Consider the following 15,348-nt stretch of genomic DNA (forward strand, 5'->3'; position numbering starts at 1 on the left):
CATGATTTTACTGCCGGCCGTCCAAGATGCCGGCGGATCATGTGTGAGGATCGAGGAGGGATTCGCGTATGCTTGGTTTGATGCAAGATTGGCCCTTGCTGTGTCACAAGATTATTGAGCACGCCGCCAAATATCACGGCACGCAGGAAGTCGTGACGCGGTCGGTCGAAGGCCCGATTCATCGCACCACCTACGCCCAAATCCACGCCCGCGCACTGAAGGTCTCGCAGAGCCTGGAACGCGACGGCATCAAGCTCGGCGATCGCGTCGCCACCATCGCCTGGAACACCTGGCGCCACCTCGAGGTCTGGTACGGCATCATGGGGATCGGCGCGATCTGCCATACGGTCAATCCGCGCCTGTTTCCGGAGCAGATCGCCTGGATCGTCAACCACGCCCAGGACCGCATCGTCATCACCGACCTCACCTTCGTTCCGGTGCTGGAGAAGATCGCAGGCCAGCTGCCGAGCGTCGAGCGCTACGTGGTGCTGACCGACAAGGCGCACATGCCGCAGACCACGCTGAAGAACGCGGTCGCCTATGAGGACTGGATCGCAGCATCCGACGGCAAGTTCGAGTGGAAGACCTTCGACGAGAACACCGCGGCGGCGATGTGCTACACCTCCGGCACGACCGGCGATCCCAAGGGTGTACTTTATTCGCACCGCTCGAACGTGTTGCACGCGCTGATGGCCAACTCGAAGGACGCGCTCGGCACCTCCGCGTCGGACACAATGCTTCCGGTGGTCCCCTTGTTCCATGCCAACAGCTGGGGCATCGCCTTCTCCGCGCCGTCGATGGGCACCAAGCTCGTGATGCCGGGCCCGAAGCTCGACGGCGCCTCGGTGTACGAGTTGCTGTCGACCGAGAAGGTCACCCACACCGCCGGCGTGCCGACGGTGTGGCTGATGCTGCTGCAATACATGGCCGCCAACAACGTCAAGCTGCCGGATCTGCAGATGGTGATCTGCGGCGGGTCGGCGATGCCGCGCTCGATGATCAAGGCGTTCCTCGACATGGGCAGCCAGGTGCGCCACGCCTGGGGCATGACCGAGATGAGCCCGCTCGGCACGCTGGCGACGCTGAAGCCACCGTTTACCGAGCGCACCGGCGAGGAGCGGCTCGACATCCTGCAGACCCAGGGCTATCCGCCGTTCGGCGTCGAGATGAAGATCACCGACGATGCCGGCAAGGAGCTGCCGTGGGACGGCAAGACCTTCGGCCGTCTCAAGGTTTCGGGCCCGGCGATCGCCAAGGCCTATTTCCGGATCGACAGCAACATCCTCGACGATGCCGGCTATTTCGACACCGGCGACGTCTCGACGATGGACGAGCACGGCTACATGCGGATCACCGACCGCTCCAAGGACGTGATCAAGTCCGGCGGCGAATGGATCTCCTCGATCGATCTCGAGAACCTCGCAGTCGGCCATCCGGCGGTCGCGGAAGCCGCCGTGATCGGCGTCCAACACCCCAAATGGGATGAGCGGCCGCTGCTAATCGTGCAACTCAAGCAGGGCCAGAGTGCCACGCGCGAGGACATCCTGAAGTTCATGGACGGCAAGATCGCCAAATGGTGGATGCCCGACGACGTCGCCTTCGTCGACGGCATTCCCCACACCGCGACCGGCAAGATCCTGAAGACGGCGCTGCGCGACCAGTTCAAGGACTACACGTTCCCGACCGCCGCGGCGTGAAAACAAACGCTCGTCATGCCCGGGCTTGACCCGGGCATCCACGACTTCATCGTGCGGCGAGACATGGATGGCCGGGTCATAGGCGAGCGCAAGCGACGCCGTCCTTCGGACGGCTATGCCCGGCCATGACGATTCGGGGTAAAGCCCAAATCCCTTGAATTCGCCGCAGGTCCGTGGTCTCACACGACTGATCGCGGCGGCCGAGGTCGCCTGAGGACATCTCAACCGGCAGATTTTTCGACGATGGCGCGCAGGTTTTCCGCTCCCTACCAGCAGGAGCCCGTGTCCGGTCTCGCCACCTGGTCGCGCAACCTCGCGATCTTCTCCGTCGTCGCGGTGGTGGTCTCGATCCTGATCGTCCGCTTCGGGTTCCTGGAGGTCAAACCGGCGCTGGCGACCTTCTTCGGCGCGCTGGGCCTGGCCGGCCTGTCGATCCTGCTTGGGCTGGCCGCCTTTGCCGCGATCTGGCAGAACGGCACCCGCGGCATGGGCCGGATCCTGCTCGCGCTGCTGATCGACGCGGCGATCCTCGCCTACCCGGCCTATCTCATCTATCAGTACCGCAAGCTGCCGCGGATCTACGACGTCACCACCGACGCGATCGACCCGCCGAAATTCGAGGCGCTGGCGCGGCTGCGCACCGGGGAAGGCACCAATCCTGCCGCCTATGCCGGCCTCTATTCGGCCGAGCGGCAGCGCGCGGCCTACCCCGATATCGAAACCGTCGAGCTCGAAACCCCGGTCGACCGCGCCTATGAGCTGACGCTGCGGCTGGTGAACCGCCGCAAATGGCTCGTCATCGACGCGCGCGCGCCGCAGCCGCCGCGCCGCATCGGCCGCATCGAGGCGGTGGCGCGGACGCCGATCATGGGTTTCCGCGAGGACGTCTCGATCCGGGTCACGCCTGACGACGAGGACTCCCGCGTCGATATCCGCTCGGCATCGCGCTATTTCGACACCGACCTCGGCAGCAACGCCGCCCGCGTCAAGAAGCTGATCGAAGACCTCAACAGCGCGGCCGAGAACGACAATGCCAAGCCGGCGAAGAAGGCGGCTCCTGTCGCGCCAAAGGCGCCGCCGGCGAAGACCGTGAAGAAATAGCACCCTACGCCATCCGATACGTCCCGCCGATCACCGGATCGCCGTCCGTCGCCACGACGCCGCGTGCGACCAGATCCTCCAGATGCGCCAGCACCGAATAGCCGGCGGCATTGGCGAGCCGCGGATCGAGCCCGATATAGATCGCCCGCACCATGGTCGGAATGTCGGCCTCGCCCTTGCCGAGACGATGCAGGATCGACGCCTCGCGCGCCCGGCGATGCCGCGCCAGGAAGCGGACGTAGCGCGGGCCCTCCGGAATCTCCGGGCCGTGGCCGGAGAAATACAGCTGCTCGGGCCGCTGCTCCAGCCGCTCCAGCGAGGCGATGTAATCGATCATCGAGCCGTCCGGCGGCGCCACGATCGAGGTCGACCAGCCCATCACATGGTCGCCGACGAAATTGATGCTGCGCTCGGCCCAGGCGAACGCCAGATGGTTGGCGGTGTGGCCGGGGGTGGCGACCGCCTCCAGCGCAAAGCCCGCCCCCTCGATGACGTCGCCGTGCCTGACCTGCACATCGGGCCGGAAATCGCGGTCGGCGCCGGATTCCGGATTGTGCTTCTCGCTCTCGAAGCGCGGGCGCGAGGCGCGGTGCGGTCCCTCGGCATAGACCGGCGCGCCGGTCGCGGCCTTGATCCGCGGCGTGTTCGGCGAATGGTCGCGATGGGTATGGGTGACCAGGATATGCGTCACGGTCTCGCCCTTGACCGCATCGAGCAGCGCCTTGGCATGCGCCTCGTCGTCGGGACCGGGATCGATGATCGCGACCTTGCCCTCGCCGACGATGTAGCTGACCGTGCCGGTGAAGGTGAACGGGCTCGGATTGTTGCAGAGGACACGGCGGACGCCGGGGCGGACCTGTTCGACCACGCCGGGCTTCAGCGGAAAGTCGCGGTTGAACGGGATGTCGTCGTTGTCGGCCATGGGGATTTTCTCTGCATCGTCATTCCGGGATGGCCCGCAGGGCCAGACCCGGAATCTCGAAAGAAGGGAAAGGAACGCGGCGCGAGATTCCGGGTTCGCGCCGTCCAAGTCGGCTGTTGCCGACTTAGACATTTAAGATCTGCCGAACTCGGGTAAACCTGAGTTCGGTTGGCGCGCCCCGGAATGACGAGCAAGCGCCCTTACGAGAACGCCTGGATGCCGGTGATCGCGCGGCCGAGGATCAGCGCATGGACGTCGTGCGTGCCCTCATAGGTGTTCACCGTCTCGAGGTTCGCGGCGTGGCGCATCACGTGATACTCGATCTGGATGCCGTTGCCGCCGTGCATGTCGCGCGCCATGCGGGCGATGTCGAGCGATTTGCCGCAATTGTTGCGCTTGACGATCGAGATCATCTCGGGGGCCATCTTGCCCTCGTCCATCAGGCGGCCGACGCGCAACGATGCCTGCAGGCCGAGTGCGATCTCGGTCTCCATGTCGGCGAGTTTCTTCTGCACCAGTTGGGTGGCGGCGAGCGGCCGGCCAAACTGCTTGCGGTCGAGTGTGTATTGCCGCGCGCGGTGCATGCAGTCCTCGGCAGCGCCCAGTGCGCCCCAGGAGATGCCGTAGCGGGCGCGGTTGAGGCAGCCGAACGGGCCCTTGAGGCCGGAGACGTTGGGCAGCAGCGCGCTTTCCGGCACCACCACATTGTCGAGCACGATCTCGCCGGTGATCGAGGCGCGCAGCGAGAGCTTGCCGCCAACCTTCGGCGCCGACAGGCCCTTCATGCCCTTCTCGAGAATGAAGCCGCGGATCTGGTTGTCGTGCGCCGCCGACTTGGCCCACACCACGAACACGTCGGCGATCGGCGCGTTCGATATCCACATCTTGGCGCCGTTGAGCTTGTAGCCGTCAGCGACCTTCTCCGCGCGGGTCTTCATGCCGCCGGGATCGGAACCGGCGTCCGGCTCGGTCAGGCCGAAGCAGCCGACCCATTCCCCGGTCGCGAGCTTGGGCAGATATTTCTTGCGCTGGTTTTCGTCGCCATAGGCGTAGATCGGATACATCACCAGCGACGACTGCACCGAGTTCATCGAGCGATAGCCGCTATCGACGCGCTCGATCTCGCGCGCCACGAGGCCATAGGCCACATAGCTCGCATTGGCGCAGCCATACTCCTCGGGCAGCGTCACGCCGATCAGGCCGAGCTCGCCCATTTCATTGAAGATCTCGCGATCGGTTTTCTCTTCCAGATAGGCCTTGGTGACCCGCGGCAGCAGCTTGTCCTGCGCATAGGCCCGCGCAGTGTCGCGGATCAGGCGCTCGTCTTCGGTGAGCTGGTCGTCGAGCAGGAACGGATCATCCCACTGGAAGCTGGCGGCAGCCGGCTTGTCCTTGGCCTGGGGGCGCACGCTCATGAAACATCCTTTCGCATCGTCTATCGGAAATTGGCGGATAAATTAAAGCGCTATGCTGCGAAGCGCAATTGAATTGGGACCTTCGTCATTCCGGGGCGATGCGTCAGCATCGAACCCGGAATCTCGAGATTCCGGGTTCGCGCTATCGCGCGCCCCGGAATGACAGTGCTAGGTCTCCAGCTTCTCGTTCGACACGATCTCGATGCCGAAACCTGACAATCCCTTGTAGTCATGCACCGACGAGGTCAGGTGCCGGATCGAGGTGACGCCGAGATCACGCAGGATCTGTGCGCCGACGCCGACCTCGCGCCACTGCCTGTGGCGATCGGCTTCCGCCGTCTTCTGCTCGCCAACCGGCTCGACCGGAACACCGGCGGCACCATCGCGCAGATATACCAGCACGCCGCGGCCGGCGTCCTTGAAGTGCCGCAGCACGGCTTCCATGCGCGCCGGCCCGGTGAACAGGTCTTTCACGATGTTGGGCTTGTGCAGCCGCGTCAGCACGTCCCGGCCGTCGCCGATGCCGTTATAGACGAAGGCGGCATGCATGATCTCGTCGAACGGCGAGCGATAGGCATAGCCTTGCAGCGGACCGATCGGGCTTTCGGTGGTGAAGGTCGCGACCCGCTCGATCAGCTTCTCGCGCGCCTGGCGATAGGCGATCATGTCCGCGATCGTGACATGCTTGAGCTTGTGGGCGGCGGCGAATTTCGCGACCTGCTCGCCCTTCATCACGGTTCCATCGTCGTTCATCAGCTCGCTGATGACGCCGACCGGCGGCAGCCCGGAGAGCCGGCACAGATCGACCGCCGCCTCGGTATGGCCGGAGCGCAGCAGCACGCCGCCGTCGCGCGCGATCAGCGGGAAGATGTGGCCGGGACGCGCGAAATCATTGGCGCCGGCATTGGGATTGGCGAGTGCGCGGCAGCAGGAGGCGCGCTCCTCGGCCGAGATGCCGGTGCCGCCATCGGGCTTGTAGTCGATCGAGACCGTGAAGGCAGTGGTGTGGTTGGACTCGTTGTGCGCCACCATCGGGTCGAGCCGCAGCCGGCGGGCGTCCTCGGTGGTGATCGGCGCGCAGACGATGCCGGAGGTGTGGCGGATGATGAAGGCCATCTTTTCCGCCGTGCAGAACGACGCCGCGACGATCAGATCGCCCTCGCCTTCCCGGTCGTCATCGTCGGTGACGACAACGAGTTCACCCTTCGCAAAGGCTTGCAGCACTTCCTGGATCGTATCGGCCATTGTCCTGACATCTCGCTATATGCAGGCAGTGGATTAGCCGGGTTCCGATGTCAGCGCCAGTATCATTATGCAACCCGCCATGCATCCGGCAAGGATACCAGGGCGGTGACGGCGGTTTCCGTAGCCCGGATGGAGCGAAGCGCAATCCGGGACATTTCCGCGTGCACGATCCCCGGATTTCGCGGAGCCTGTCATCGGGCGCGCGTTCGCGCGACCCGTTGGCTCCATCCGGGCTACAAGACCGGCTCGCCTACGGCAGCACCTCGCGCCGGTCGCTGAGCTGGGCGTCCAGCTCGGTGCGCTTGTCGTCGAGCAGGCCGGCGTCGGCCGCCTCGATCACGGAATAGAGCTCGCCGGCGTCGCTGAGCCGGGTGACCGTCACGTAGTCGGCGCCGGCGCTGTAGAGGTCGTCGACGCCGGTCAACAGGTCCGCGGTGGCAACGATCCGCGCGGTCGGATTGAGGGCGCGGACGTGGCGCACCAGCTTCTCATTGTCGGCGCCGACCAAGAGGAAATCCGGCACGCTCAGGATGATGATCTCGGCCTTGCCGATGCCGGCATGAACCAGGGTGTCGACATTGCTGATGTCGCCATAGATCACATGCATGCCGCGGTCGGACAGCGTGCGGAACACCAGCGGGTTGAAATCGATGACGCTGATCTGCTCGAGCAACGACTGGTTCTGCCGCTCGATCTGGCTGATCAGCGCGCTCGCCGCGCGGAAAAAGCCGAGGATAACGATGCGCCGGATCTCGCCATGTCCGCCCTCGTGCCCGGCCTCGCCGCGGCCCTGGCCTTCCTGATCGAGGTCGCGCACCCCGATCCGCTTCAACGGACCGATCAGGCCGCGCACGATCTGGTCGCTGCGCCCCATCGCGAAGGTCGAGAGCACCGCCAGCACCACGAAGGCGAACGAGGCCGCACTCGCGGTTTCGGTTCCGATGTGGTTGGCGGCGACGCCGGTCTGGATCACCACCAGCGAGAACTCGGAGATCTGCGCCAGGTTGATCGCCGGCAGCAGGCTGGCGCGCAGGCCCTGCTTCATCAGATAGAGCGGCGTGAACGTCGTGATCAGGCGGCTCGCCACCGTGAAGGCCGCGATGACGAGCGCAAGCCAGATCACCGAGAGGCCCGGAATCGGGATCGTCATGCCGAGCGCGACAAAGAACAGCGTGATGAAGAAATCCCGCAGCGTCGTGACCTTGGCGGTGACGTCGAGCGCATAGGGAAAGGTCGAGATCGAGACGCCGGCGACCAGCGAGCCCATCTCGCGCGACAGATGCAGCCGCTCGGCGATCTCGCCGATCAGGAAGCACCAGGCGAGCGCGCCGAGCAGCACGAGCTCGGGCCGCCGCGCGATCTGGTGGAACAGCCGCGGCAGCACGTAGCGGCTCAGCACCAGCGCGGTCGCGACCAGCACCGCGACGCGAGCAATCGACAACAGCACGACGCTGATCTGCAGATTGTCGAGGCTCGGCTGCACCGCCAGGAACAGGATCGCGAAGATGTCCTGCAGCACCAACACGCCGAGCGTGATGCGGCCCGGCAGCGTATCCAGCTCGCGCTTCTCGTAGAGCACCTTGACGATGATCACGGTCGACGACAGCGCGCAGGCGACGCAGAGATAGATCGCGTCGAAATTGCCGCCGCCGACCGCAAGCCCGATAGCGGCAAAGAACGCCACGCCGATCAGGCAGCCGCCGATCAGCTCGCCGGCTCCCGCGAACAGGATGACCTTGCCGGCACGGATGATCTTCTTGAGGTCGATTTCCAGCCCGATCATGAACAGCATGAAGATCAGGCCGAGCTCGGAGATGACGCTGATCGATTCCTGGGACTTGACCCAGCCCATGCCGAATGGACCAATGAAAAAGCCGGCGATAAGGTAGGCCAGTATCAGCGGTTGCCGGGAGAAATGGGCCAGCAGCCCAATCCCCCAGGCAAACAGGATACAGAGCGTGATATCGGGAATCAGTTCATGCATGCGTCAAAGACTTCCTGTTGCCGCAACCTAGAGGGCCGGGCGTGAGGATCAACCGAGCAATGTGTCACATCCGCGCAGGCGGCATTTTTCTCGCAGTTTTGCTCTGCCTGCTCACCGTGCGCATGTCAGAGGCGCTAGCACAATCCTCGGCAAGTATTGAACAAAATTTCGCGAACTCGTTGACGACGGTGCCATCGGAGGGCCTCACCGCCTCCGGTGCATTCTACGTGCCGGTGTATTCCAGCGTGTCGATGAGCCAGGGCAAGCTCAGGGCCGATTTTTCGGTGACGCTCAGCGTGCACAACGCCTCCGAGACGAAGCCGCTGGTGCTGAAGCGGATCGCCTATTTCGACACATCAGGCAAGATGGTGGAGAGCTACCTCAAATCGCCGGTCGCGCTAAAACCGTTTGCGACCGTCGAGGTCGCGATCGCCACGACCGATACCCGCGGCGGCACCGGCGCGAATTTCGTGGTCGATTGGGCGGCCGCCGGCGAGATCGCGGAACCGGCGGTCGAGGCCCTGATGGTCGGCAGTGTCGGCGCAGGGCACTACGCCTTCATCAGCCAGGGCCGGTCGATCCGGCCGGTAGGCAAGAACTAACCTCATGGAAGGCCGCTCGCCGCGGCCTTCTCAACGATAACAACACGGAGCGAAACGTCCATGTCCACCTCAGCCCAGTTCGACTTTGCACCGCTACTACCGGCCGGCCTGCCTGCCCCGGCCGCACGCTGGACCGGGCTCGCCAAATACAGCTTTGTCGGCGGCAACAACGATCCCGACCAGGTCCCGGTCGACGGGCTGCTGGAGGCGGTCAACGCCGTGTTGAAGCGCGAGGGCAGGAATCTGGCGACCTACAATCTCGCGCACGGGCCGCAGGGCTATCTGCCGCTGCGCCAGTTTCTGACCGAGAAGCTGAAGCGCGACGCTGGGATTGCCTGCACGTCGGACGAGATCATGATCGTCTCCGGCTCGCTGCAGGCGCTCGACCTGGTCAATCACACCTTGCTCGCCAAGGGCGATACCGTGCTGATCGAGCAGGAAACCTATCAGGGCTCACTGAACCGGCTGACACGGCTTGGCGTCAATGCGGTCGGCATTCCCCTCGATGGCGAAGGCATCAGGATCGATGCGCTGGCTGCAGCACTCGCCGATCACAAGCGGCGCGGCATCACGCCGAAATACATCTACACCATCCCGACGGTGCAGAACCCGACCGGCTCGATCCTTCCCGAGAGCCGCCGCGCCGAGATGCTGAAGCTGTCAAGGGAATACGGCGTGCCGATCTTCGAGGACGATTGCTATGCCGATTTGATCTGGAGCGGCGAACGGCCGCCCGCGATCTATGCGATGAGCAAGCATGGCGGCGTGATCCATATCGGCTCGTTCTCGAAGTCGATCGCGCCTGCGCTGCGGGTCGGCTTCATCGTCGCGCCCTGGGAAATCATGTCGCGAATGCTGCCGCTGAAGACCGACGCCGGTTCCGGCGCACTGGAGCAGATGGTGCTCGCGGAATATTGCGCGCCGCATTTTTCGACCCATGTGCCGCGCCTGACCAAGGGCCTGCGCGCCAAGCTCGATACGCTGATGGAGGCGCTGAACGAGCAGTTCGGCACCGCGGCCGAGTTCGAGGCGCCGAAGGGCGGCATCTTCCTTTGGGTCAAGCTGCCCGACAATGTCGACACGCTGAAGCTTTATCAGGCGGCGCTTGCCGCCGGCGTCTCGATCAATCCGGGACCGGAATGGTCGACCAGCAAGGCCCATTCCGGCAGCCGGCTCCGCCTCTGCTTCGCCAGCCCCTCGCACGAGCAGATCCGCGAGGGCGTCGCCGTGCTGGCCGAGGTGTGCCGCAAGGAGTTCGGCGTTCCGGCGCGCAGCAGCAATGTGGAGAAGCGCGGCTAGACCATGATGACTTTGTGCTGAAGCGAGCTACGGACTCCACTTCACCTCGCCCCGCGTGCGGGGAGAGGTCGGAACGCATCGTCAGATGCGTTCCGGGTGAGGGGGAGCCTCCGCAACCTCAGCTATCACCGGATACGCGGAGACGGCCCCTCACCCCAACCCTCTCCCCGTAAGAACGGGGCGAGGGAGCGCAGCGCGCTTGCGGTCGCCATTCGATCTGATCTCATCATGCTCTACCGATCCGCGCGCCTACCTCACCGAGAACGGCGCCTGATAGGGCCGGCCGAACGGCACGCCGTTGACCACGGTCTGCACCGGCTTCAGCAGCAGATTGCCGTCGCGCTTGTTGTTGCGGGTATCGACGAAGGAGACCGGGCCTTCGACGAGATCCATGATCGCGACGTCGCCCGGCGCGCCACGCTGCAGCGTGCCGACCTTCGGGGTCCGGTTGATGATCCGCGCCGGTACCGAGGTCGCCATCGCCACCACCTGATCCAGCGACGAGCCCATCGCCAGGAACTTGCTCATCACGTTCGGCAGGAACGGAATGCCGGGCGAGTTGCCCGAGAAGACGTGGATGTCGGAGGAGATCGTATCGGGCGCGCAGCCGGCGGGGATCGCGACTTCGGCCACCGTGAAATCGAAGCTGCCGCCGCCATGGCCGACGTCGAACAGCACCCCGCGCTGCTTGGCCGCGAGCGCCGCCGGCAACAGCTTGCCCTCCTGCACGATATTGGTGAAAGCGCCGGACATGTTCGGCGCGCCGGAATAGGCATGGGTCAGGATATCGCCCGGCCGAAGCAGATCGAGGATGTCGGACATCAGCTCCCTGGTCTCGACGCCGCCGATATGCACCATCATCCGCGCGGGCCAGCCGCACATCTCGCAGGCCTGAATGCCGCGCTTCAGCGGCTCGAGGCCATGCTTGAAGATGACGTTTTCCGACATCCGCACCTTGACCCCGATCAGGAAATCGGGGTTCTCGGCCAGCGCCATCGCGCAGGCTTCGACCTGGGCGTTGTCGATGTTGTAGAGCTCGGCCACCGGGAATGCCGACAGGCCGTTGTTGGCGATGTGGACGAAGGCGTAGATCCGCGCCCGCGATTGCGCCACGATGAAGCGCCGCAGCGCCGCGAGGTTGTTGACGCCGGCGTCGCCCGCCGAGACCACCGTCGTGGTGCCCTGGAATTGCACCAGTTCGTCGGCGGGAATGCCGATCGCCGATCCGTACGGGTAGACGTGGCAGTGCAGATCGACCAGACCCGGCATCACGAGCTTGCCCGACGCGTCGATGGTCCTGGCGGCGCGAGCAGCCGGGATCTCGTCTTCGATCGCCTCGATGATGCCCCAGCGGATGCCGATGTCGCGCTTGCCGCGCAGCGACTGGCTGGGATCGATGACATCGCCGTTCTTGATCACGAGGTCGAACTTGTCGTCCGGCCCCATCGCCGCAGCGGCCGGCCTCGCGATGGCTGCGGCAGCGGCCGATCCCGTCACTTTCAAAAAATCCCGGCGTGAAAATTCGCTCATGGCAACGTCCCCCCGAACATTGATTTTTATGGCGCGATGATGCGTCGGACGCAGCGGTTAGGCAAGGCCGGGAAAGCCGCCCGTGCGCTCGCTCATCGGTTGTGCGCACCAACACGCGACGGCAGCAGCGTTCGAGGCAGTTGCTGAACAAGCGTTCAGAAAACTCCTCTGATTCCTGCGGAACGTTTCAATCTCCGTACGGTTTTCTCTTCGCTTATTTGAGGAGGATGAGATGAAAAAGATTGGCTTTGTTCTCGCGGCGGTTGGTGCGCTTGCGGTGGCCGTTCCGTCGATCGCGAGCGCCGAGACGGTCGTGATCAGACATGGCGGTCATCATCACTGGGACCGCGGCTGGGGCGCACGCGCCGAAATGCGCCATGACCGTGGCTGGCATCGCGGTTGGCATCATGGCTGGCATCACGGCCATGACCGGACGGTGATCATCAAGCGTCATCACTACTAAGGACCGACACAACGGAAAATGGCTCCTCACGGAGCCATTTTCTTTTCTGCTTCCTCGGGGCCAGCGGCCTCAATCCCACGCCGGCGCAAACGCCGGATTGACGCAGCGCATGTCCTTGGGCAGCGCCGCAATCGCCTTGCGGTCCGCGTCGTCGAGCTTGACCTTCAGTGCGTCGAGATTGGCCTTTTGGCTTTCGGCGCGCGAGGCTTTCGGAATAGCCGCCACGCCATCCTGATCGAGCAGCCATTTCAGCGCCACCTGCGCCGCGGTCGCATCATGCTTGCTGCCGATTTTCGCCAGCGTCTCGTCGGTGGCGAAGCGGCCCTGGGCGAGCGGACAATAGGCCACCAGCGGGATCGATTTCGCGGCGAGATATTTGCGCACCGGCGTCTGGTCCAGCATCGCGTGATATTCGATCTGGTTGCAGGCGATCGGCGCCTTGATGTCCTCGACCACGGTCTTGAGCAGCGCGGTGGTGAAATTGGCGACGCCGATCGCGCGGGTGCGGCCTTCCTCCCTCAGCTTCATCAGCGTCTCGAAGACGGCAGGCAGCTTCATGCTCCGCGACGGCCAGTGCACCAGATAGAGGTCGACGTGATCGAGCCGCAGCTTCTTCAGGCTGGCGTCGAACGCTGTCCGGATCGCATCCGGCGCCAGGTTCTCGTGCCAGACCTTGGTGGTCACGTGCAGGTCCTTGCGCGCGACATTCGAGGCAGCGATCGCCGCCCCGATCGCCTCTTCATTGCCGTACATCTCGGCGGTGTCGATATGCCGATAGCCGAGCCCAAGCGCGCTCTCGACCGCCGCGCGGCAGGTATCGCCCTGCATGCGGAAGGTGCCGAGCCCGAGCTGCGGCAGGCTGATGCCCTGTGTCTGCAGATTTTCCATGGATAGCTCCTGACGCATGGGACGCCGATGCCATCGACGACCTCACGCCAGCAAATCGTTTCGCGGGAATGAAATTGGCAGGACTGCCAGGTGCAGTCTGCACGCAAACCGGCCCCTCGGGCAAGACGCCGGCAATCAAGATGTCGCGACGGGATCAGAGAGGGCGCTAGATGTGCTGCGCCATGATCTGGCCGGGCCGTGCGTCCGGCCGCGGCTCGATATCGACCGACCAGAGATCGTGGTTGTCGACGTCCTTCAGCGTCACCGTCATCACGCCGGTCTTGCCGTCGATGTCGACGCGGCCGAAGAATTGCAGGCCGAAGCACGGCGCGAGATTGTCGCCCTGCTCGGCCGAGCAGCCCTTCTGGTACATCGCCTTCGGGCCAAAGGTGTTGTCGAGCTCGCCCGGCGACCAGGTGCCGGCATGCAGCGGACCGGAGACGAACTCCCAGAACGGCTCGAACTCCTGGAACACCGCGCGGTTCGGATCATAGTGATGCGCGGCGGTGTAGTGCATGTCGGCGGTGAGCCACACCGTGTTGCGGACCCCGGCGCGCTTCATGAAGGACAACAGATCGGCGATCTCGTGCTCGCGTCGCGCGGGCGGGCCGTCGCCGAGCGCGACCGCATCGAGGCTGACGAGGCCGATCGGCAAGTCCGCCGCGATCACCTTCCACGTCGCATCCGACGTCACCAGCTCCCGCTTCAGCCAGGCAAGCTGGCTCCGGCCGAGGATGCAGGCCTGGTCCGGATCGCCCTGCTTATTCCAGCTGGAATCGCGATAGGAACGCATGTCGATGATGAAGACGTCGAGCAGCGGCCCGTAGGGAATCTTGCGGTAGACGCGGCCATCGCGCTCCGGCGTCAGCCGCATCGGCATGAATTCGTGGAAGGCGCGGCGTGCCCGTGCCACCAGACGCGAGCTGCCGTCCGCCTCATAGCCGGTCACATCGGTGGTGCCGAGTGGCGACCAATCGTCGGCCACCTCGTGGTCGTCCCACTGCGCGAACATCGGCACCTCGGCGTGGAAGGCGCGGAAATTGTCGTCGAGCCAGTTGTATTTGTAGTTGCCGCGAAACTGATCGAGGCTCTGTGCGACGGCGGATTTCTCCTCGGTGACGATGTTGCGCCAGATCTCACCGTTGGGGAGTTTCTGCTCCGACGGCACCGTGCAATCGGCGTAGATGTGATCGCCGGAATGGATGAAGAAGTCCGGACGCTCGTCCAGCATGGTGCGGTAGCTGCGCAAGCCGCCGCGCGTGGGGTCGATGCCCCAGCCCTGCCCGACGACGTCGCCGGACCAGACGAACGACACCGAACGCCGGTTGAGCGGCGCGGTGCGGAAATGCCCGACCCGGCTTTCGCCTGATGTGCCGTCGCGGTCCTCGAAGCGCACGCGATAGAACAGGTCCTGGCCCGGCGGCAGGCCGTCGAGCAGCAGCTTGGCGGTGAAGTCGCGTTCGGGCAGCGCATCGGCGGACGCGGCGCGCAGGATGCCGGCGAAGCTTTCGACCGCGGCGCATTCGATGTGCATCCGCGCCGCGCGATCGGCGCGCGCCCAGATGACAGCGGAATCGCTTGCCACGTCGCCGGACTGGATGCCCGCAATCGCGGGCCGATCCGCGGTGCGGCTCAGATATGGTGTGGCCAGCGCGCCGAATCCCGCCAGCGCGGCGGTCGACGCCGAACGCACCAGAAGCTGGCGTCGGGTGAGGCCTCGCCGCCTCGCGGAGTTCGCTGTCGGCATCGAATAACCTTCGTCGAATCGCAACGAAGGTTTTGCCTGCGCTCCTTGACTCCGGCCTTACGGTTTCTTGACTCTCCGCCGACGGTTTTGCGACGGCGGGATGACTCGGGGGCGGCTGCTGGGACGGCGGCCTCGGATATCGAGCGCTCAAGGACCAAACCCGTCATCCTGAGAGTCTGACTCATAAATCACCCAACCTTAGCTGCAGCCGCGAGTCTGCGGGTCAGGAGCCTGATGTGTGCAATCAGCAGCCAGGCAGCTTCGGTTGCCACCGTCGCCTCGAAGTCCTTGGCGAGGCGGCGGCATCTGCCGAACCAAGCGAATGTGCGTTCAACCACCCACCGCCTCGGCAGAAGCTGGAAGCCTTTGACGCCTTGAGGCCGCTCGACGATCTCGACAGTCCATGGACCGCAGTCTGAGAGCGCGTCGAGGAGTTGATTTCCGCGGTAGACCCG

13 protein-coding genes are annotated in these 15,348 nt (G+C 64.6%); 5 read left to right on the forward strand and 8 right to left on the reverse strand.

From position 1 onward, the window contains the following. Positions 1–68 precede the first annotated feature (68 nt). Positions 69–1,697 carry a fatty-acid--CoA ligase gene (locus J6525_RS17540; RefSeq protein ID WP_092083626.1) on the forward strand — a complete coding sequence of 543 codons (1,629 nt, stop codon included), beginning with the start codon at positions 69–71 and terminating at the stop codon, positions 1,695–1,697. Between the two features lie 243 nt (positions 1,698–1,940). Next, positions 1,941–2,798, forward strand: coding sequence for a DUF1499 domain-containing protein (locus tag J6525_RS17545; RefSeq protein WP_057015203.1), 858 nt, complete (start codon positions 1,941–1,943; stop codon positions 2,796–2,798). Positions 2,799–2,802: 4 nt separating this feature from the next. Here J6525_RS17545 and J6525_RS17550 read toward each other — a convergent pair whose 3' ends face one another. From J6525_RS17550 to J6525_RS17565, 4 genes are all read right to left on the reverse strand, one after another. Continuing rightward, a complete protein-coding gene (locus J6525_RS17550; protein ID WP_225645589.1) occupies positions 2,803–3,720 on the reverse strand; it encodes an MBL fold metallo-hydrolase in 918 nt (305 codons plus the stop codon). 200 nt (positions 3,721–3,920) lie between these two features. After that, complete coding sequence (locus J6525_RS17555) at positions 3,921–5,135, reverse strand: acyl-CoA dehydrogenase (protein ID WP_028334515.1); 1,215 nt, start codon at positions 5,133–5,135, stop codon at positions 3,921–3,923. 168 nt (positions 5,136–5,303) lie between these two features. Then, the gene (gene ribB / locus J6525_RS17560) at positions 5,304–6,380 is read right to left on the reverse strand and encodes a 3,4-dihydroxy-2-butanone-4-phosphate synthase (RefSeq protein WP_028334516.1); all 1,077 of its coding nucleotides are present in this window, start codon (positions 6,378–6,380) and stop codon (positions 5,304–5,306) included. Between the two features lie 250 nt (positions 6,381–6,630). Further along, entirely contained in the window at positions 6,631–8,364 is a 1,734-nt protein-coding gene (locus J6525_RS17565) for a cation:proton antiporter domain-containing protein (protein ID WP_225645590.1), read from the reverse strand. A gap of 59 nt (positions 8,365–8,423) precedes the next feature. Here J6525_RS17565 and J6525_RS17570 point away from each other — a divergent pair, with 59 nt between their 5' ends. Next, complete coding sequence (locus J6525_RS17570) at positions 8,424–8,966, forward strand: DUF3124 domain-containing protein (protein WP_376708524.1); 543 nt, start codon at positions 8,424–8,426, stop codon at positions 8,964–8,966. A gap of 60 nt (positions 8,967–9,026) precedes the next feature. Continuing rightward, on the forward strand, positions 9,027–10,265 hold the full coding sequence (locus J6525_RS17575) for an aminotransferase-like domain-containing protein (RefSeq protein WP_225645591.1): 1,239 nt from the start codon (positions 9,027–9,029) through the stop codon (positions 10,263–10,265). A 249-nt stretch (positions 10,266–10,514) separates the two neighbouring features. Here J6525_RS17575 and J6525_RS17580 read toward each other — a convergent pair whose 3' ends face one another. Next, positions 10,515–11,795, reverse strand: coding sequence for an amidohydrolase family protein (locus tag J6525_RS17580; RefSeq protein ID WP_225645592.1), 1,281 nt, complete (start codon positions 11,793–11,795; stop codon positions 10,515–10,517). A gap of 232 nt (positions 11,796–12,027) precedes the next feature. Here J6525_RS17580 and J6525_RS17585 point away from each other — a divergent pair, with 232 nt between their 5' ends. Beyond that, positions 12,028–12,258 carry a hypothetical protein gene (locus tag J6525_RS17585; RefSeq protein ID WP_050387960.1) on the forward strand — a complete coding sequence of 77 codons (231 nt, stop codon included), beginning with the start codon at positions 12,028–12,030 and terminating at the stop codon, positions 12,256–12,258. A 69-nt stretch (positions 12,259–12,327) separates the two neighbouring features. On the opposite strand, the gene J6525_RS17590 is transcribed toward J6525_RS17585, so the two are convergent. From J6525_RS17590 to J6525_RS17600, 3 genes are all read right to left on the reverse strand, one after another. Further along, positions 12,328–13,146 carry an aldo/keto reductase gene (locus J6525_RS17590; RefSeq protein WP_225645593.1) on the reverse strand — a complete coding sequence of 273 codons (819 nt, stop codon included), beginning with the start codon at positions 13,144–13,146 and terminating at the stop codon, positions 12,328–12,330. 166 nt (positions 13,147–13,312) lie between these two features. Beyond that, the gene (locus tag J6525_RS17595) at positions 13,313–14,893 is read right to left on the reverse strand and encodes an alkaline phosphatase D family protein (protein ID WP_225645594.1); all 1,581 of its coding nucleotides are present in this window, start codon (positions 14,891–14,893) and stop codon (positions 13,313–13,315) included. Positions 14,894–15,081: 188 nt separating this feature from the next. Further along, on the reverse strand, positions 15,082–15,348 hold a 267-nt coding region (locus J6525_RS17600; protein WP_225645595.1), incomplete at its 5' end, for a transposase.

Source organism: Bradyrhizobium australafricanum, assembly GCF_020329495.1.
Taxonomy (GTDB): domain Bacteria; phylum Pseudomonadota; class Alphaproteobacteria; order Rhizobiales; family Xanthobacteraceae; genus Bradyrhizobium; species Bradyrhizobium australafricanum.